Annotated in this window: 19 protein-coding genes; 7 read left to right on the top strand and 12 right to left on the bottom strand. The window is 72.1% G+C overall.

Annotated features, from left to right (window positions below; genetic code table 11):
- The first annotated feature begins 77 nt into the window (after positions 1-77).
- Positions 78-731, top strand: coding sequence for a phosphatase PAP2 family protein (locus AB0J74_RS11405; protein WP_363447149.1), 654 nt, complete (start codon positions 78-80; stop codon positions 729-731).
- An 18-nt stretch (positions 732-749) separates the two neighbouring features.
- Here the strand turns inward: AB0J74_RS11405 and AB0J74_RS11400 are convergent, their stop codons facing one another.
- The gene (locus AB0J74_RS11400; protein ID WP_363447148.1) at positions 750-1,496 is read right to left on the bottom strand and encodes a hypothetical protein; all 747 of its coding nucleotides are present in this window, start codon (positions 1,494-1,496) and stop codon (positions 750-752) included.
- 168 nt (positions 1,497-1,664) lie between these two features.
- Here AB0J74_RS11400 and AB0J74_RS11395 point away from each other — a divergent pair, with 168 nt between their 5' ends.
- Positions 1,665-2,384 carry a hypothetical protein gene (locus tag AB0J74_RS11395; protein ID WP_363447146.1) on the top strand — a complete coding sequence of 240 codons (720 nt, stop codon included), beginning with the start codon at positions 1,665-1,667 and terminating at the stop codon, positions 2,382-2,384.
- Positions 2,385-2,442: 58 nt separating this feature from the next.
- On the opposite strand, the gene AB0J74_RS11390 is transcribed toward AB0J74_RS11395, so the two are convergent.
- Positions 2,443-3,018 carry a dihydrofolate reductase family protein gene (locus AB0J74_RS11390; RefSeq protein WP_363447143.1) on the bottom strand — a complete coding sequence of 192 codons (576 nt, stop codon included), beginning with the start codon at positions 3,016-3,018 and terminating at the stop codon, positions 2,443-2,445.
- A 123-nt stretch (positions 3,019-3,141) separates the two neighbouring features.
- On the opposite strand from AB0J74_RS11390, the gene AB0J74_RS11385 reads away from it, so the two are divergent.
- Positions 3,142-4,092, top strand: a complete 951-nt coding sequence (locus AB0J74_RS11385) for an RNA polymerase subunit sigma-70 (RefSeq protein WP_363447140.1) — start codon at positions 3,142-3,144, stop codon at positions 4,090-4,092.
- Here the strand turns inward: AB0J74_RS11385 and AB0J74_RS11380 are convergent.
- Positions 4,089-4,559, bottom strand: a complete 471-nt coding sequence (locus AB0J74_RS11380; RefSeq protein ID WP_363447138.1) for a PPOX class F420-dependent oxidoreductase — start codon at positions 4,557-4,559, stop codon at positions 4,089-4,091. The two genes, AB0J74_RS11385 and AB0J74_RS11380, sit on opposite strands and share 4 nt — an antisense overlap.
- 15 nt (positions 4,560-4,574) lie before the next feature.
- Positions 4,575-5,585 carry an aldo/keto reductase gene (locus tag AB0J74_RS11375; protein ID WP_363447136.1) on the bottom strand — a complete coding sequence of 337 codons (1,011 nt, stop codon included), beginning with the start codon at positions 5,583-5,585 and terminating at the stop codon, positions 4,575-4,577.
- A gap of 55 nt (positions 5,586-5,640) precedes the next feature.
- Between AB0J74_RS11375 and AB0J74_RS11370 the strand changes: the two genes are divergently transcribed.
- Complete coding sequence (locus AB0J74_RS11370) at positions 5,641-6,321, top strand: TetR/AcrR family transcriptional regulator (protein ID WP_363447133.1); 681 nt, start codon at positions 5,641-5,643, stop codon at positions 6,319-6,321.
- On the opposite strand, the gene AB0J74_RS11365 is transcribed toward AB0J74_RS11370, so the two are convergent.
- Positions 6,322-6,696 (bottom strand): VOC family protein, encoded by a 375-nt coding sequence (locus tag AB0J74_RS11365; protein ID WP_363447132.1) that lies wholly within the window; start codon positions 6,694-6,696, stop codon positions 6,322-6,324.
- A gap of 59 nt (positions 6,697-6,755) precedes the next feature.
- Here AB0J74_RS11365 and AB0J74_RS11360 point away from each other — a divergent pair, with 59 nt between their 5' ends.
- Positions 6,756-7,595, top strand: coding sequence for an aldo/keto reductase (locus AB0J74_RS11360; RefSeq protein ID WP_363447130.1), 840 nt, complete (start codon positions 6,756-6,758; stop codon positions 7,593-7,595).
- Here AB0J74_RS11360 and AB0J74_RS11355 read toward each other — a convergent pair.
- On the bottom strand, positions 7,592-8,428 hold the full coding sequence (locus AB0J74_RS11355; RefSeq protein WP_363447128.1) for an alpha/beta hydrolase: 837 nt from the start codon (positions 8,426-8,428) through the stop codon (positions 7,592-7,594). The two genes, AB0J74_RS11360 and AB0J74_RS11355, sit on opposite strands and share 4 nt — an antisense overlap.
- Positions 8,429-8,619: 191 nt before the next feature.
- On the opposite strand from AB0J74_RS11355, the gene AB0J74_RS11350 reads away from it, so the two are divergent.
- Positions 8,620-8,853: a hypothetical protein gene (locus AB0J74_RS11350; protein WP_363447126.1), complete on the top strand. Its 234-nt coding sequence runs from the start codon at positions 8,620-8,622 to the stop codon at positions 8,851-8,853.
- Between the two features lie 23 nt (positions 8,854-8,876).
- Here AB0J74_RS11350 and AB0J74_RS11345 read toward each other — a convergent pair whose 3' ends face one another.
- Complete coding sequence (locus tag AB0J74_RS11345) at positions 8,877-10,358, bottom strand: sugar transferase (protein WP_363447123.1); 1,482 nt, start codon at positions 10,356-10,358, stop codon at positions 8,877-8,879.
- A gap of 120 nt (positions 10,359-10,478) precedes the next feature.
- Here AB0J74_RS11345 and AB0J74_RS11340 point away from each other — a divergent pair, with 120 nt between their 5' ends.
- Positions 10,479-11,582 carry an LCP family protein gene (locus AB0J74_RS11340; protein WP_363447780.1) on the top strand — a complete coding sequence of 368 codons (1,104 nt, stop codon included), beginning with the start codon at positions 10,479-10,481 and terminating at the stop codon, positions 11,580-11,582.
- Here the strand turns inward: AB0J74_RS11340 and AB0J74_RS11335 are convergent.
- From AB0J74_RS11335 to AB0J74_RS11315, 5 genes are read right to left on the bottom strand one after another with little or no spacing between them, the layout of a single operon-like run.
- Entirely contained in the window at positions 11,579-13,099 is a 1,521-nt protein-coding gene (locus tag AB0J74_RS11335) for a glycosyl hydrolase family 28-related protein (RefSeq protein WP_363447122.1), read from the bottom strand. The two genes, AB0J74_RS11340 and AB0J74_RS11335, sit on opposite strands and share 4 nt — an antisense overlap.
- Positions 13,096-14,301: a hypothetical protein gene (locus AB0J74_RS11330; RefSeq protein ID WP_363447120.1), complete on the bottom strand. Its 1,206-nt coding sequence runs from the start codon at positions 14,299-14,301 to the stop codon at positions 13,096-13,098. The genes AB0J74_RS11335 and AB0J74_RS11330 overlap by 4 nt, the downstream gene beginning before the upstream one ends.
- On the bottom strand, positions 14,298-15,560 hold the full coding sequence (locus tag AB0J74_RS11325; RefSeq protein ID WP_363447118.1) for a hypothetical protein: 1,263 nt from the start codon (positions 15,558-15,560) through the stop codon (positions 14,298-14,300). Before AB0J74_RS11325 ends, AB0J74_RS11330 begins: the two co-directional genes overlap by 4 nt.
- A complete protein-coding gene (locus AB0J74_RS11320; RefSeq protein WP_363447116.1) occupies positions 15,557-16,690 on the bottom strand; it encodes a glycosyltransferase family 4 protein in 1,134 nt (377 codons plus the stop codon). The genes AB0J74_RS11325 and AB0J74_RS11320 overlap by 4 nt, the downstream gene beginning before the upstream one ends.
- Entirely contained in the window at positions 16,690-17,712 is a 1,023-nt protein-coding gene (locus tag AB0J74_RS11315) for a glycosyltransferase (protein ID WP_363447114.1), read from the bottom strand. Before AB0J74_RS11315 ends, AB0J74_RS11320 begins: the two co-directional genes overlap by 1 nt.
- Positions 17,713-17,715: the final 3 nt, after the last annotated feature.

Here is a 17,715-nt window from a genome sequence, read left to right as displayed (position 1 = left end):
TCCTCTCTTTACCCGGCGTGCCGGGTGGTCATGCCACGGGGCAGTGTGGACGGCCGTCCATGGCTACGCTGTCTCGAATGGGCCGGCCCGGGTGGCGTGCGGCACTGGCGCTGGTCGCCGGTTTCGCGGTGCTGACCTGGGTGTTGGCCGCTGGCGCGTTCCTCGACGCCGACCTCGCGGTCCGCGACTGGAGCGACGCGCACCGGCCCGAGCCGGCCCGGCTGGTGGCCAAGACCGTCTACTTTCTCGGCTCGGCCAACCTGATCGCGGCCATCCTGCTGGTCGTGGCCCTGCTGCTGGCGGCGCGCGACCGCACCGCGCGGCCGGTGCTGCTGGTCCTGGTCACCGCGGCGACCAGCTACGTGGCGGTGGTGCCGCTGAAGGTGGCGACCGACCGGTCCGCACCGCACGCACCCTGGCCCGACGCGGTCGAACTGTTCGCCAACGACGCCGGCTGGTCCTATCCGTCGGGCCACGCCGTCAACACGATGATCTGGTATCCGGTCCTGGTGGTGCTGGTCGAGCGGGCGCTGCGCCGGCCACTCCCGACCATTGTCCGGCGCACCATCCTGATCGCACCGGTGCTGATCGTCTCGGCGGCGATCACCTACCTCGGCTTCCACTGGCTCACCGACAGCGTGGCCGGCGTCCTGCTGGGCGCGGCCCTCTGGCTCGGGCTGCGCGACGTGTCGCTCGATGGCGCGGGCTCGCCGTCACCAGCTTCGCGTTAGAAAGCGACGTCGTGGAAGTCAGCTGTGTCGCTTGCCCAGGCTCGGGAGGCCTCCGGAGACCGTCCGGATGCTGCCGTCAGGGTGCACGGCCGCGGGCCGGTGCAGCGGTGTGGTTTGGCGTCCGGCGCCGTCGGCGGCTCCGAGTTCGACGACCCTGGTGTCGGCCCGCTGCCACCCTCGCATCCGGGCCAACGCCAGCGTGTCGTCGTCGAGACCGGTGAGCGCCCGGATCGCGGGCAATGATCTGGTGGGTTCTGCGAGCAGGAGGCGGGCAAGCCCGGCGCGATCCAACCGCCGTGGCGATGCCCCGCCCGCCGGCGCCAGGGAACCATGGATCTTTCCATTCGCCTTCCAGAGCCACACAAGACGTGCCCCTTCGCCCATGGGCGCGGGAGTGCTGCGCACCGGCGCGGGTCTGGACGTCGATGCGGGCAACCGTGGGACGGGCGCGGGCCGCGTCGGCTCCGCGACGGGCGGCCGGGGCTCCGTTGCCGCGGCGCGGCGGGCCAGGACGTTCGCGAGCTGGGCCCAGGACTCCGGCGTGAACCGGACCTTGTAGACCCCGGCCAGATGTGGCGGCGCCGGATGGTGGATCGTGACCTGAGCGCATAGCTGCCGCTGGTCGGATGCGGAGAGGGAGCGGACGTCGCGGATCGCCGCCAGCGGTATCGATCTGACCTCCGGCTTGGACCACGGCAGAAATCGTCGACGCCTGACGAACAGATGCTCATTGGCAACCGTTGCGTCCCAGCGCCGATTGATCACTTCCGACTCCTTCCCGCGCACCTAACTGCACGTTAGCGAGCATCGAATCTCCACACAGTCCTCGAAACAGCCAACTTGCCGACGTCTCTTCGTCACCCGAGTGGGGGAGGTGCGGCACCTGATTTCGTCAGTAGGGTTCGGCGATTCTCCGCACGAAAGGAGGCGACGGTGGGGCGACTCAGGAATCAACTTGGCGGCGATCCGTTCTGGAGCGACGAGGAGGTACTCGACCACGGATTCAACTTCCGGCCCGATTGGTGGCGGACCCGGATCCCGAACGACGTGTGGACGGCCTCGCTGCATCGCCTTCCGGACGCGACCGGGGGCCGGGGCTACCACCGTGTCACCCGCGCCGACCTGCTCAGAGCCAGGACCGATAACCCGGATGACATCGTTAGCCTGCTCGTAGCCTGCTATGCCTGGGGCACCGGCGATCTCGGGTTCCGGGTCGGCCGACGGGCCCGTGCCTTCACTGTGAGTAGACCGGACGTTCTTGCCGACAAGCTTGCCGGGGCAGTGGCGGTGTTGCGCGACAGCGGGCCGGTGGCCGCATACCAGGCGCTGGCTCGCAGCGGGAGGTTCAACCTCCCTCATCTCGGGCCGTCCTTCTACACCAAGTTCCTGTATGCCGCGGATGCCGCTTCCAGCGGCGCGCCCGGGCGCGCTCTTATCCTGGATCGATTCGTAGCCATCGCGTTGATCGAGGTGGAGCACTGGGAAATGCCTGAAGCTGGTCCGTGGCATTTTGACACGTATCGCCGGTGGCTCGAATTTGCCCACGACGAGGCCGCAAAGGAGTCCGCGGAAGGAATGCCGGTGCGTCCGGACGCTATCGAGGTGGCCATGTTCAGGAAAGGCCAGGCGATCTACCGCGATCGCCGACGCTGAAGGGGAGCATGCGCCGGCCCCGCCAGAACGGGCGGGCGGGACCGGCGATCCGGTGAATCTAGACAGCGGTCGTTCGATAGGTGAGGAAGGCGAGGCTGTCGCCGATCGGGCGGGCGTCGGCCAGGCGCATCGGCTTCGCGGTGGTGGTCTCGCCGAAGAGACGGTCGCCGGTGCCGAGGGCGGTCGGGTAGACCATCAGGCGTACCTCGTCGACCAGGTCGTGTTCGATCAGGGTGTGCACCAGTTGGCGGCTGGCGTACACGACGATCTCGCCGTCGATCGTGTTCTTCAGCGCGGTGGTCGCGGTCAGCGCGTCGCCGGGCAGCAGCATCGTGTTGGACCACCTCGGGTCGTCCAGGGTCGTGCCGACGACATACTTCGGCAGTTCGCGCAGGCGGTCGGCCCACTCGCCCGGGCGCGCGGCCCAGCGGGTGGCGAACCAGTCGTAGCTGCGCCGGCCCAGCAGCAGTGCCGAGGCGGCCAGGGCCTCCTCGTGTTCGACCTTGGCCCACGCGCCGCGGTCGGTGTCGGAGATCTGGTCGAACCAGCCGCCGCGGTCGAAGCCGTCGTCGCCGGTCGGATCCTGCACGACGCCGTCGAGCGTGATGTTCTCGCTGATGATGATCTTTCCCATGGCGGGTCTCTCCTCGCACGGTCGGTAGCTGTCACCGATACCGACACCGCACGAACCGCGAAGGGGGCGCCCCCTTTTAGCCCGGGCCGGTGTCGACACAGGCAGAAGCGAGAGGGTGAAGACATGGAGGACGTGATGGCGCGGGCGCGGGCCGGGAACGGCGAGGCGTTCCGGGAGCTGACCCAGCCGTACCGGCGGGAATTGCTGGTGCACTGCTACCGGATGCTCGGTTCGATACAGGACGCCGAGGACGTCCTGCAGGAGACGCTGCTGGCCGCCTGGCAGGGACTGCCCGGGTACGAGGGACGCGCCTCGCTGCGCACCTGGCTCTACCGGGTCGCCACCAACCGGTGCCTCAACGCCCGCCGGTCGGCCAGCCGGCGGCCGGCCAAGGAGTGGGACGTGCCCAACGTGGAACAGCCCGAGCCGACCCGCCTCGGTGAGGTGGTCTGGCTGGAACCGATCCCCGACGCGCTGCTGGATCCGCAGGAGCGGTACGAACAGGGCGAATCCGTCTCGCTCGCGTTCGTGACCGCGCTGCAGACACTGCCGCCACGCCAGGTCGCGGTGCTGATCCTGCGCGACGTGCTCGACTTCCACGCCGCCGAGGTGGCCGAGATGCTCGACAGCAGTGTCGAGTCGGTGAAGAGCGCCCTGAAACGGGCCCGCGCCGCCCTCGCCACGCGAAAGGCGGCGCCGCCACCGGGCTCGGCCGTGGAGGAGCGCGTCGTGGCCCAGTTCGTCGCCGCCTGGCAGTCGGCCGACGTCGACGCCCTGGTCGGCCTGCTCACCGACGACGTCTTCATGTCGATGCCGCCGATGCCGTTCGAGTACGAGGGTGTCGACGCCGTGGCCCGGTTCTGCCGGGCGATCTTCGGCGCCGGCCGCCGCTTCGACCTCGTGCCGACCCGCGCCAACGGGCAGCCGGCGTTCGGTGCCTACGTGCGCGGGCCCGACGGGGTCGGCCACGGGACCGGCCTCTACGTGCTGACCCTCGACGGCGACCGGATCTGCGCGCTGACCCGGTTCGAGAACGGCGTGCTGGCCCGGTTCGGCCTGCCGAGGTCGATCTAGGCCGGAGCGCGGTCGGCCGGGAATCCGCCGGTCGCGATCGGACCCCACGAGTCGATCGTGACGCGGATCAGCGACTTGCCCTGCCGGCGCATCGCCTCGCGGTATTCGGCCCAGTCCGGGTGCTCGCCGGCGATGCTGCGGAAGTATTCGACCAGCGCGTCCTCGGTCTGCGCCGACGGCATGTCGAGCACCTCGGCGGTGCCGTCGACCTGGACGTAGGGGTCGTTCCAGTCGTCGGAGTGGACCAGCACGCTGGCCGCCGGGTTGCGGCGCAGGTTGACCGCCTTGGCGCGGTCCGGATAGGTGGAGACCACGATCCGGCCTTCGCCGTCGACGCCGCCCGACACCGGGGACAGTTGCGGGCGGCCGTCGCGGCGGAAGGTCACCAGGGTGAGCCGGTGCCGGGTGCGGACGAACTCGATGAGCGCCTCGCGGTCGACCCGGTCGGCGGTTGCGATCTTGGGCACCCGGCCAGGCTACCCCTAACGCTCGCTGTCCAGCAGGTGCAACTGCTGGTCCATGTAGCGGCCGCCGGCGGCGGCGCCGGCCGGCACCGCGGCCTCGATCCGGGCCAGCACGTCGGGGGAGAGGGTCAGGCCGCCCGCACCGAGCGACTCCTCGAGCCGGTCCCGGCGGCGGGCACCGACCAGCGGCACGATGTCGGCGCCCTGCGCCGCGACCCAGGCGATCGCGACCTGGCTGGTGGTCGCACCCAGGTCCGCCGCGACCCGGCCGAGCTCCTCGACCAGCCGCAGGTTGGCGGCCAGGTTCTCGCCGCTGAACCGGGGCAGCGCGGCGCGGAAGTCGCGGGCGCCGACCTCGTGGTTGAGTGACCAGTGGCCGCTGAGCAGACCCCGGGACAGCACGCCGTAGGCGGTCAGGCCGATGCCGAGCTCGCGCAGCGTCGGGATGATCTCCTGCTCCGGGCCGCGGGACAGCAGCGAGTATTCGATCTGCAGGTCACTGATCGGGGCCACGGCGGCGGCGCGGCGGATGGTCGAGGCGCCCACTTCGGACAGTCCGATGTGGCGGATGTAGCCGGCCTCCTGCATGTCCCGCAGCGCGCCGACGGTCTCCTCGATCGGGATGTCCGGGTTGATGCGCGACGGCCGGTAGATGTCGATGTAGTCGGTGTCGAGACGGCGCAGCGACTGGGCCAGCCGGTCGCGCACGGCCGACGCCGACACGTCGTAGGGGACCGGCTGGAACGAGCCGTCCGGGTTCTTCCGGCTGCCGAACTTGACGCTGATCACCACGTCTTCGCGGCGCCGGCCGCGCAGCGCGCGGGAGATCAGCATCTCGTTGTGGCCGGAGCCGTAGAAGTCCGCCGTGTCGATCAGGTTCATGCCGGCGTCCAGCGCGGCGTGAATCGTCGCGATGCTCTCGGTCTCGTCGGCCGGGCCGTACATGTCAGACATGCCCATGGCGCCCAGTCCGAGCGCGCCGACTACCGGTCCGGTCGTGCCCAGCTTGCGTGTGCCGATTGTCGTCATGCCGGCAACGTTAGCACTGCTCACGCAGCAACGTTATCGGTGCTAACATGTGGTGATGACAACACCCCGGGAGCGCATCCTCGTCGCGGCGGCCGACCTGCTGGCCAGCGGCGGTCGCGAGGCCGTGTCGACGCGCGCGGTCAGCGCCGCCGCCGGCGTCCAGGCCCAGACCATCTACCGCCAGTTCGGCGACATGGCCGGCCTGTTCGCGGCGGTTGCCGACGAGGCCTGGGCGACCTACCTCGGGCAGAAGCGCGCCGGCGCGAAGTATGCCGACCCGGTGGCCGACCTGGTCGCCGGCTGGGACCTGCACGTCGAGTTCGGCCTGGCCAACCCGGCCCTCTACAAGCTGATCTACGCCGACTCCCGGCCCGGCCAGCCGTCCGCGGTCAGCGGCGAGGGGCACGACCTGCTCACCGAGATCCTGCGCCGGGTCGCCGCCGCCGGCCGGCTGCGGGTTCCGGTCGAAACCGCCACCCCGATGGTGTACGCGGCCAGCGTCGGCGCCGCCCTCGCGCTGATCGCCGCGCAGGCTGACGGCACGCTCGACCAGCACGCCGCGCTCTCGCACCACCTGCGCGACGCGGTGCTGGCCGCGATCCTGGAATCGCCGACGACCGACGGGGTCGGCCCGCGCGCGGTCGCGCTCAAGGCCGCGCTCCCCGCCGTCACCGACCGGTTCAGCGCCGCCGAACGGGTGCTGCTCGGCGAGTGGCTCGACCGGATCGCCGGCTGATCAGGCCGGCCCGGCCACCCCGACCAGATTGCCCTCTGGATCGGTGAAGTGGCCGACGACAAGGCCGCCGTCGGGCCGCCGGCTCGGGCCCATCCGCCTGGTGCCGCCGAGCCGCTCGGCCGAGGCCAGCGCCTCTTCGACGTCGGGCACGAACACGTAGAACACCGTCCGGGGCGAATAGCCCGGACCGCCGCCGACCCCGCCGGGGATCCCGTCACCCGCCGGCTGCACGAAGCCGTAGTCGTCGGGCTCCGAGACCTCCTCGACCACCGGGTTGCCGGTGTCGAACTGCCAGCCGAACAGGTTGCCGTAGTAGTCCCGCAGGCCGGCGGGATCCCGTCCGACGATCTCGAAATGCACGACAGGCTGTCCCATGGGCCATCCCCTTCGTCCCGGTCGACACCCTGACGCTATCGCGGCCTAGGCTGGCGGGCATGGCCAAGATCTCTATTCCCACCCGTACGCTCAACGACGGCCACGAGATGCCCTGGCTGGGCCTGGGCACCTGGCCGGTGCAGGGGCGCCGGTCGACGGACTCGATCCTCGCCGCGATCGAGATGGGCTATCGGCTGATCGACACCGCGAGCAACTACGGCAACGAGGACGCGGTCGGCGCCGCGATCCGGGAGAGCGGCCTGCCGCGCGAGGAGTTCTTCGTCACCACCAAGCTGGCCGGCCGTTTCCAGGGCAAGCCCTACGTGCGCGAGGGGTTCTCCGCCTCGCTGGAGCGGCTCGGCCTCGACTACGTCGACCTTTATCTGATCCACTGGCCGCTGCCGCGGCTCGGCCGCTACGTCGAGTCGTACGTGGAGATGGTGGCGCTCCAGCAGGAGGGCCTGATCCGCTCGGTCGGCGTGTCCAACTTCCTGGAGGACCACATCGCGGCCATCGTCGCGGCGACCGGTGTCCAGCCGGCGGTCGACCAGATCCAGGTCTCGCCGACGCACGCCCAGGTCGACGTGGTCGACGCGGTGTCCCGCGACGGCACGGTGGTGCAGGCGTGGCGGCCGCTCGAACGCAACGGCGGCATCCTGGAACACCCGACCGTCACCGGCATCGCCGACCGGATCGGCGTCGCGCCGTCGCAGGTGGTGCTGCGCTGGCTGATCGAGCGCGGCATCACCACGACGCCGCACTCGTCCAACCCGGACCGCCAGCGACTCAACGCCGACATCTTCGCGTTCTCCCTCGAGCCCGCCGACGTCGCGGCGATCACCGCCCTCGACGTCGGCGCACCCGTCAAGCAGGACCCGAAGACCTGGGAAGAGTTCTAGAACCGCCGCACGAACGCCAGCGCCGTGTCGGCGACCTCGCGCCAGCCGCTGTCGATGGTCAGGGCGTGGCCACGGCCCTTGATCTCGACGAACTCGGTCACCGCGGCCTTGTTACGGGCCTGCCGCTCGTAGGACGCGTGCGCGATGGCGTGCGGGACCGTGTGGTCCTTCTCACCGGAGATGATCAGCATCGGACCGCGCTCGGGGTTTTCGGTGTCGACGGCTACCTCGGTCCACGGGTTGAAGTTGGCCACCGCGGCCTGGAACAGCGGCTCGCCCGGCGCCGGCACGGCGTATTCCGTGTAGAGCTCGCGGGCCTCCTCCTCGCTCACGGCATTGGCGAACGAGTAACGGAACTGCTCGAAGGTCAGCGGCACCGCGCGGTGGTAGTTGGCGGGGTTGCTGAGCACCGGTGACGCCGACCGCAGCGCTGAGATCGGCAGCGGCAGCACACCGCGGAACGGCGCCGGGTCGATCGCGACGGTGGCCGCCGACAGGCCCCGGCCGGCGCTGATCTGGGCGAGCAGACCGCCGAACGAGTGGCCGACGATGGCCGGCTTCTGCTCGAGCTTGCCGATCAGGTCGCAGACGTAGTCGGCGACCTGGCCGACGCTCTTGCCGGCCATCACCTCCGGGTGCGCGTTGGCCTCCGCGACGGTGTCGGGGTCGTCGGGCCAGCCGGGCGCCACCGGCGCGTAGCCGGCCTCGGCGAACAGCGCCGCCCACCGGTCCCAGCTGCTGGGCAGCAGCCACAGCCCGTGGACGAACACGACGGGCTTGCGGCCGCTGGCGTTGGCGTCGGTGACCTGCTGGAGGTCGGAGGCGTCGGACATGGGGTGTCCTCCTCTGCTTGGTTCGGCGGCCGGAGAGCGCCGCCGCCCGCTGAGTCTCCGCCCGCCCACGCCGACCGGTCACCTGGCCGTCGGGTCAAACAGCTGCGGCGTAGCTCACAACATTCGTAAGTCTGGATTAGATGACCGTTAAGTGGCACCGCCGCGCGGCGCCGCCTGGTTAGCGTATTGCCATGTTCGGCCAGCGTTCCGTGCTCCTCCGCCGGTTGCTGCGGGCCGGCGCCATCGCGATCGCGGTGGTGGCCGTCACCGTGCTGTTCTTCGCTCCGTCGGCCGACGGGCACGTCCGGGCCGCGGTGCGGCCCGAGAGCGACGTGTGGCGGCACGTGCCGACGGTCGCGCTGACCGCCCTCGCCGTGATCCTGGCCAGCGCCGCCGTGGTCGTGCTCCGGCGCCGGCGCTACTAGTGCCTGTCTCGTGGAGACAGGCACTAGCGGCCGCGGGCCCGGAACACCTCGGCCACCGTGCGCACGACCACCTTCACGTCGAGCCACAGTGACCAGTTCTCGATGTAGTAGTTGTCGAACCGGGCCCGGTCGGAGATCGGCGTGTCGCCGCGCAGGCCGCTGACCTGGGCCAGGCCGGTCAGGCCGACGGGAACCCGGTGGCGCATCGCGTAGTCGGGATAGTTGGCGGAGAACTGGTCGACGAAGAACGGCCGCTCGGGGCGCGGCCCGACGATGGTCATGTCGCCGCGCAGGATGTTCCACAGTTGCGGCAGCTCGTCGAGCGAGGTGCGGCGCAGGAACCGGCCCACCGGACCGACCCGGGGGTCGCCGGCCACGGACCAGTTGGTCTGCGCCTCGGTCTCGCTGCTGGGCCGCATCGAACGGAACTTGACCAGTTCGAACGGCTCGCCGTGGCGGCCGATCCGCTGCTGGCGGAAGAAGATGCCGCGGCCGCCCTCGGCGAACACCGCGAGCGCGCACAGCAACATGACCGGGCTCAGCACGATCAGGGCGACCGAGGCCGCGACGATGTCCGACGCCCGCTTGATCCACCAGCGCGGCCCGCTCAGCGAGGAGCGGCGGACCCGGACGACCGGGATCGCTCCGATGTGGTCGGGGATCGTGCCGCCGGACTGGAACTCGCGCAGCCGCGGCACCATCCAGAGGTCGCAGTCGAGCATCGCCGGCAGCCGGGCGATCTGCAGCAGCGACGAGTCCGGGCAGTCGATGTCGGCGATGATCACCACGTCGCACTCGATCAGTCGTAGCAGCGTCTCGAGGTCACCGAGGTGACCGATCAGCGGCATGCTGTCGCGGGCCACGTGTTCGGTCGAGGCGACGTCGACGAAGCCCACGAAGCGCAGGCCGTATTCCGGGTAGCGGCGCAGCAGGCGGGCCAGTTCGACCGCGACCGGGCCGCCGCCGAGCACGATCGCGCCGTGTTCGACCCATCGGCGACGCCGGGCCAGCACCGTGATGTGCCGGGTCAGCAGCCGGCCGACGATGACCAGCAGCGCCGACACCGCGATGGTCCGCAGCAGGTTGCCGACCGCGGCGACCGAGTCGTGCCGCAGCGCGCCGACGATCGAGACGATCGCGGCCGAGGCGAGCAACCGGCCGCACAGCGTCGGCAGTTCGTCGAGGAAGCTGACGTGGCGGCGGCCGCGGTAGAGCCCGCCGAGCGCGAAGACGCCGACCGTGACGAAGGCGCCGGCGACGACGCCCTTCCAACTGTCGCGGTTGTAGGCCAGCGGCACGAGGAACGCGCCGAAGTCGACCGGCAGCGACATCATCCAGACCCGCAACGACCGGGTCCGTGACGCCGTGGCGGTGCCCACATAGGGCAGGACCACGGTGGCACGGTCGTTGTCGGGTGCCGCCGCCCGGTCGCGCTGGCGCGGCACCTCGGCACGCTCGGCGCCGGCTTCCTGGCGGCCCGTCGGCGCTGGGCCCGACTGAACCATGTATATCCCCCGATATGTGAAACGGGCACACGAGGCCCGACAACCGCAGGATGCTACGGGCATCCGCGACAGTCCACCACCCGGGCCACGGGACGATGGACCGTTCTCGCGGTCAGTACCATCGGCGCCATGGCCAGCCGCCCACTCTTCTCCGATCCCGACTCGACCGAGGTGATCGAGGAGCCCGCCGACGACAGTCCCGAAGCGCCGGCCGACGGCGGGCCCAAGCCCGCTCGCAGGCGCAGGTGGCGGCGCGCGGTCCTCATCGTGCTGTCCGTGCTGGTGCTGCTCGGCGGCGGCGGCGCACTGGCCGCGACGCTCTACGTGCGCGACGTCGACAACGACGTCGAACGGATCGAGGCGTTCGAGGCCGTGCCCGAGGCGGCCCGCCCGCCGAAGGTCGAGGCCGCCAAGGACGCGCTCAACTTCCTGGTGCTGGGCAGCGACTCGCGCGACCCGGAGAACGCCGGCGGCTCGCGCAGCGACACCATCATCGTGCTGCACCTGACCAAAGACCGGTCGAGCGCGCAGATGGTCTCGATACCGCGCGACACCTGGGTGCACGTCCCGGCGAGCAAAGACGGCAAGCACGGCAACGTCGACGCGAAAATCAACGCGGCGTTCGCCTGGGGTGGCGTCCCGCTGATGGTGCAGACCGTGGAGAACTACACCAAGGTACGCATCGACCACGTAGCGATGGTCGACTTCTCCGGCTTCAAGGAGATCGTCGACGCGCTGGGCGGCGTCGACATCGACGTCGAGGAGAGCTTCACCTCGACGCACTCGCTCAACGCCGACAGCATCCGGCAGTTCCACAAAGGACCACAGACGATGGACGGGGCCGCCGCGCTCGACTATGCCCGCGAACGGTTCGCCTTCCGCGACGGTGACTTCGCCCGCATCCGCCACCAGCAGCAGGTCATCAAGGCGATCCTCAACAAGGCGGCGTCCGGCGGCACCCTGACCAACCCGGGCCGCCTCAACGCGTTCCTGCGGGCCACCGCCGATGCCGTCGCCGTCGACGGCACCCTCAACCTCTTCGACATGGCGACCGAGTTGCGCCACCTGCGCAGTGACAACCTCGCCTTCTACACCAGCCCGTCGAAGGGCACCGGCACGATCGGCGACCAGAGCGTGGTGCTGCCCGACCAGACCAAGGCCAGGGCCCTCTTCGACGGCGTACGCCGGGACGACCTGGCCGCCATCCAGCAGGCCGGCGGCTAGTCCTCGCTGGCCAGCACGCTGATCGAGCCGTCGGGGAAGCGCACGCACAGTTGCGTGCGGCCGCCTTCGGTGCGGGCGAACACCCGCACCGAGTCGGCACCGGGTCGCGGCTGCGGTCCTTCGACCCGCAGGTCGAACGACGGGCGGATGACCAGGTTCTGACCGGTGTTGCCGAGCCCGCCGGTGATCTCGACCGAGGTGGTCGGCGCGGGCCGCCCCAGCCAGCCGAGGCCGGTGCCGGCCACCGTCGCGCCGGCGCCGTCGACCGCGCCCGGTTGCGCGAGCAGCGCGCGCACCGACGACATGCCGCGCTCGGCCCCGAAGTCGACGGCCGCCGTGCCGCAGTTCATGATTTTGGTGTCGATCGCGCAGCCCGCCGGCTCCTCGGGCCGCGACCCGGGCGCGAACTGGATGCCGATCTCGGTGCCCGGGCCGGCGTGGTTGTGGCCCAGCACCAGCCCGCCCAGCCACCGGCAGTCGTTGCGGGAGATCCGCACCCCGATGCCGCCGGCCAGGTCGGCGTAGCAGTTCATGCAGCCGACGCCGTTGGCCGCGAGTTCGAACGAGACGTTCTGGTCGGTGCCCCAGGCATGGCAGTTGGTCAGGATCGTGCCGAGCGACCCGCCGGCCATCCGGAATCCGGTGCCGGCGTTCTTGAACGACAGGCAGTCGAGCACCATCGAGTCGTGCGGTCCGTTGAAGTTGAAGCCGTGCCCGTCGTTGTCGTGCGACCGGATCCCGGACAGCCGCGCCTCCATCTGGTGTGACGGAGAGGGCAGGTCGCCGGCGGTGCCCCAGTCGCTGAAAATGCCGTCGTTGCGGCAGTTGAAGGCGATCACGTCGGCGATCTGGTACCCGTACCCGTAGATCCGGATCCCGAAGCCGGCCTGGTCGTTGTGTTGCTTGTTGCCGTCGAGCGCGAGGTCGCGCACGCTGAACAGGGTGATGCCGCCGTCGGAGCGCGCCGTCGTCTCCTCGTCGAACCGCTCCGACTCGAGGATGGCCGAGTTGGCGCCCGGCGCCAGCCGCAGCACGGTCGCGTCGCCGCCGGCGCCGCGCAGGTGCACCCGGGAGTAGAGGGTGAGCTTGCGGGTCACGTAGACGCCCGGGGGCAGGTAGACGACGCCACCGCCGTCGCGGGCCGCGTCGATCGCGGCCTGCAGCTTCGCGGTGTCGTCGGTCCTACCATCACCGGCCGCGCCCTGGTCGCGCGCGTTGACCGCGGTCGGGTCCTCGGACGCCAGGCTCTTGCCGTAGGCGCCCGCGCCCAGGCCGGCCACGCCGGCGCCGGCCACCAGGGCGCCGATCCGGGTCAGCGCGCGGCGGCGGGCGATCACCGGGTCGTCGTCGCCCGGCAGCCGCAGGTCGTCGAGGTTGGGCGGCGGTGGCGGCTCGGCCAGGCCGGGCAGGTGCGGCAGCTCGCGGACGCCGGGGATCCGGCGCAGGCCCGGCAGCCGGCGCAGTGCCGCCACCCGCGGCGAGTCCCGGAGGCGGCGCGGGTCCCAGGCCGGCTTCACGGCGCCACGCCGGCCGGGACGGCGGCGGCGACCGTGGCACGGGCCGTGCGCATGCGTACGGCGTACCAGAGCGCCACCGCGACCTCACATCCGAACAGGAGCAGGAACAGATCCTCGGCGCTGCCCACCCAGAGCGTCGCGAGGGCCAGGGCCCCGAACGCCAACACCCGCGAGCCGACCGCCGAGACCAGGTATTGGCCGGGTCGCGCCCGGATCATGTGTCGGGTGGCGATCCAGGTCGACACCATCAATGCCGCCTTGTACCCGCAGTAGAGGATAACGGCCGTCGCGCCGAGGGTCGCGAGGTCGTCGGCCAGCAGCCGGCGCACGTCCGTGCTTCCCACCACGACCGCGGTGATGACCAGCAACGACGCCACGGTGAGCAGGCGGGTGCCGGTCAGCCAGCGGCCCTTGGCGCTGGACACGATGTCTTCCCGGGTGGTCGCCGACAGCGCGACGTGGAACGGGCCGAACGCCAGGTCCATGGCACGCAGCGCCACGATCGCGGTCTGGCCGGCCAGCGCGCCGGCGACGGCCGGCAGGGCGACCGTGTAGGCGAGGTCGATCCCGGCCGCGGCACAGTAGACGGAGCCCACCCTCACGCTGGCCAGCGGGCCGGGCCGGACCTGACCGGTGGCCACCGGCGTGCGGCTGGCCAATGCCCAGCCGAGCACCAGCACCTGCGCGGGCAGCGCGGCGGCCATCAGCGGCAGGCCGGTCGCCGCGAACGCCGCGCCGGTCGCCAGCGTGCCGGCCGCCGTCAGTTGCGGCACCAGGTTGGTCCGGGTACGCGAGCGGGTGCGGGCCATGGCCCAGAACAGCGCCTCGAGCGGCAACTGGAGCAGCACCGGCGCGACGACCAGCAGCCGGTCGACGACCGACGAGCCGGGCAGCGCGACCGACACCGACAGGTAGCCGACCCCCGCGACCGGCAGGGTGACCGTCGCGGCCGCCCGGGTCGCCCAGGCCTCCACGCTCCACGACGCCGGCACCACGCCCGCCGAGAGCGGGCGGCCGACCAGGGCCTCGAGCAGGGTGTACGGGACGGCGAACAGCGCGCCCTGGAAGGCGACCAGGGCCAGGTTGCCCGTGTCGGCCCAGGACGCCAGCAGGAAGACGACGACGTTGGCGAGCCGGGTCAGCGCCTGCACCGACAGTTGCGAGGCCTGCAGCTGCCGGGCCGCCCGCAGCAGGGCCCTCACCGGCCGGCCTCCTGCCACAGGTTCCGCGGCCGGCGCTGGTCGAGGCGTAGCGCGTGCCCGACGAACAGGGCCAGCGTGGCCATCGCGGCCGCGTACTCCCACGACTCGATGAACAGCGAGGCGCAGGCCAGCCCGGTGAGCACCGCGATCAGCGGGACCGACGACGGTTTCGTGGCCGACCGGCGGGTGAGCACGACCAGTGCGAAGCCGACCGAGGCGATCAGCGCCGCCATCACGACGGGGCCGAACTGCAGGCCGACGCTGATGAAGTAGTTGTCGACGAACAGCGGCGGGGTGTCGGCGACCCGGGAGTAGGTCGCGGCGCCGGCGCTGCCGATGCCGGAGCCGATGACCGGCACACCGCGCAGCCGGTCGGTCCACACGTCGAAGCGCTCGAAGACGCTGCTCGAACCGGCCGCGCCGAGCACCACGAAGCCGCCCGCGACCGCGACCACCAGGACCCCGGCCAGCACGAGGGAGAGCCGGCGGCGGGCCTTGCCGCGGCCGCGGTCGAGCAGCACCGCACCGGCGACCCCGGCGACCACCAGCGCGGCGCCGGACCGGCTGGTGCTCAGGGCCAGGCAGACCGCGGCGGCGACCGCGCCCGCGTGCCAGGCGCGCTCGCGGGGCCGGGCGCCCGCGGTCAACCAGAGCGCCAGGTAGCCCAGCAGGTAGGCGCCGGCGAACATGCCCAACTCGGCGTTGAACTCGGTGAGGCCAGGCGCCCGGAAGGTCCCGTCGATGTAGCGGATCGCCCGGTCCTCCTCGAAGCCCCACCGCACCAGGCGGGCCGGGCCGACGATCAGCTCGCCGACCGCCGCCACCGCGTTCGCGACGACGAGCCAGGCGACCACGGTGATCAGCCGGTGCACCTCGGTGGCCGGCAGCAGCGCGATCACGGCCAGGAACGCCAGCGGCAGCAGGGTCAGCCGCAGGCCGACCAGGGTCTGCACCAGACCGTGGTCGACCAGGCCGATGACGCCCCAGACCGCGGCGGCCGCGGCGACGCCGCCGGCCACGGCGACCCAGCGCATCGGCAGGTGCCCGCCGCGGCGCAGCGTGAGCCATACCGCCAGGCCGTAGACGGCGGCCACGGCGGCCAGGCTCAGCACGAAGTCGCGGCCGCCGGCGGCCAGGCCGGCGAGGTGCTCGATGCCGAGCATCCACAGCCCGAGCGGGGCCGCGTAGACCACCAGCGCGAAGGCCATCAGGATCGTGGGCACGCGGTCGCGCAGGGTGCTCGGCGTGGTCACGGTCATGCCGCACCCGCCGCGGCGTAGGCGCGCACGACCCCGTCGACGTGGTCGTCCCAGTCGAGCCGGCGGCCGTCGGCCGCGGCCGACGCGGCCAGCACGGCGTGCTCGGCGGCGGGCATGCCGGCGGCCCGCACGAGCAGGCCGGGCAGGTCGGAGGGGTCGTCGAAGACCAGCATCGACGTGCCGGAGGCTATCGGCGGCTCGGCGACCGCGCTGGCGATCAGCGGGCGTCCGGCCATCAGCGCCTCCGCGCAGACCAGGCCGTAGGTCTCCGCACCCTGGCTGGGAAACACCAGCCAGCCGGCGGCGGCCAGGGCCGCGCGTTTCGACTCGCCGTCGACGTAGCCGAGGTAGCGCACCGACGGCGTGGTGGCCGCCTTCCGCTCGACCTCGGCCCGCAGCGGGCCGTCGCCGGCCACCAGCAGGGTCGCCCCGGTGGTCGCCGGCCAGGCGTCGAGCAGCAGGTCGATTCCCTTGTGCGGGGTCAGCGCGCCCAGGAACAGGAACACGTCGGGCCGCGGAGCCGGCCAGTCGAGCCTGTGCCAGGCGACCGGCACGGCCAATGGCAGGATCTCGCCGCGCACCCGCTCGCTCGCCGGTGCGCGGCGCCGCACCTCGGCCAGGGTGCGTTCGGCGGCGAACAGCAGCCGGACCCGGCGCAGCCGCCCGACGATCCAGCGGGTACGCAGGCCCAGCAGGGCATCGAGCGGGCGGGAGCGGCCCAGGTTGGCGCGGCCGTTGTTGGGGTCGCAGATCGCGTGGTCGTGCACCGAGTGGCAGGTCGGGTAGGCGGCCGCGAGCCGGGCGACCGGGAGCACGCCGAGCTCCTGCCAGTTGTGCACGTGCACCACGTCGGGCGCGAACCCGCGCAGGTCACGCGGGCCCATTCCGGTCGGGTCGACCAGGTCGCCGAGGTGCACGAGCACCTTGCGGACCAGCCGGGGCAGGCGCGCGGCGAACCGGGTGGACAGCCGTTCGCGTACCCGGTGGTCGGTCCGCTCGCCGCCCGGGGTGTCGCGGGTGAACACACCCACGTCGTGGCCGCGCGCCCGCAGCGCGGTCGTCAGGTCGCGGACGTAGCTCTCGGCGCCGCCGCGGACGGCGAACGACGAGTGCACCATGGCGATCCGCATCAGGCCCCGACCAATGTGGCGAGTTCGGCGGTCGCTTCGCACCACGACCGCCCCGCCCGCGGCTCCGGGCGGGGCGCGGCGGTCGCCGCGGTCACGGCCTCGACCAGGGCTTCGGCGGACCAGGTGGTCATCCGGGCCGCGGCCGCGCCGGTGGCCTCGTGCAGCGCCGGGTCGGGGGAGATCACGGCCGGCGTGCCCAGCCGCAGCGCCTCCACGGCCGGGAGGCCGAAGCCCTCGAAGTGGCTGGGCATCAGGAACGCGGCCGCGCCGGCCAGCGCCGCGGCGTAGTCGTCGTCGGTGAGGCGGTCGAGGAACACGATCCGGTCGGCGGCCGGTGACCGCTGCGCCGCCGCCGCGAACCGCGGCACGGGCTGACCGCCGGTGAGCACCGCGAGGGCGTACGCCGGAAGGCCCGTCATGGCTTCGATCGCGATCTCGACGCCCTTGTGCGGCGCGTGGCCGGCGATCAGCAGATAGCGCAGCCCGGCGAGACCGGGCGGCACCGTGCCCGGCCCGGCCCGCAGGTCGCTGCCGGGGTGCCAGACCGTGGTGCGCGCGGCCGGCACGTCGTAGAGGCCGGCCAGGTCGTGTCGGGTGCGGGCGCTGACACACACCAGCCGGGCGGAGCGGCTGATCGCGGTCGCGTAGCTGACCCGTCGGTAGTGCAGTTGCGACCGGCCCAGGCCGGCCGGCCACAGCCGGAAGGCGAGGTCGTGGACGATGGTGGTGACCGGGTGGCGGCTGCCGACGACCGCGAGGCTGGGGCTGAGCGAGAGCACCGAGGCCGGGCCGGCGGTCTCACCCCGTAGCGCGGCGGTGGCCGCGGCGATCGTGCGCTCGCGGCCCCCGCCCTGGCGGCTGCGGACGGTCAGGTCGGCGCTCGTGCCGGCCGGCGGCTGCCAGTCTTCCGGCACGGCGACCAGGCTGAGCCGGCGGCCGGCCGGCCAGTGCCGGACGACCTCGGTCAGCACCCGGGTGATGCCGCCCGGGCCGACGCCGCTGCAGTCGAACACCGTCGTCATCGG

The sequence above is a fragment of the Asanoa sp. NPDC049573 genome (assembly GCF_040676615.1).
Lineage (GTDB): Bacteria > Actinomycetota > Actinomycetes > Mycobacteriales > Micromonosporaceae > Asanoa.
Note: the sequence above shows the minus strand (reverse complement) of the source record. Positions and strands in the feature narration are given on the sequence as shown.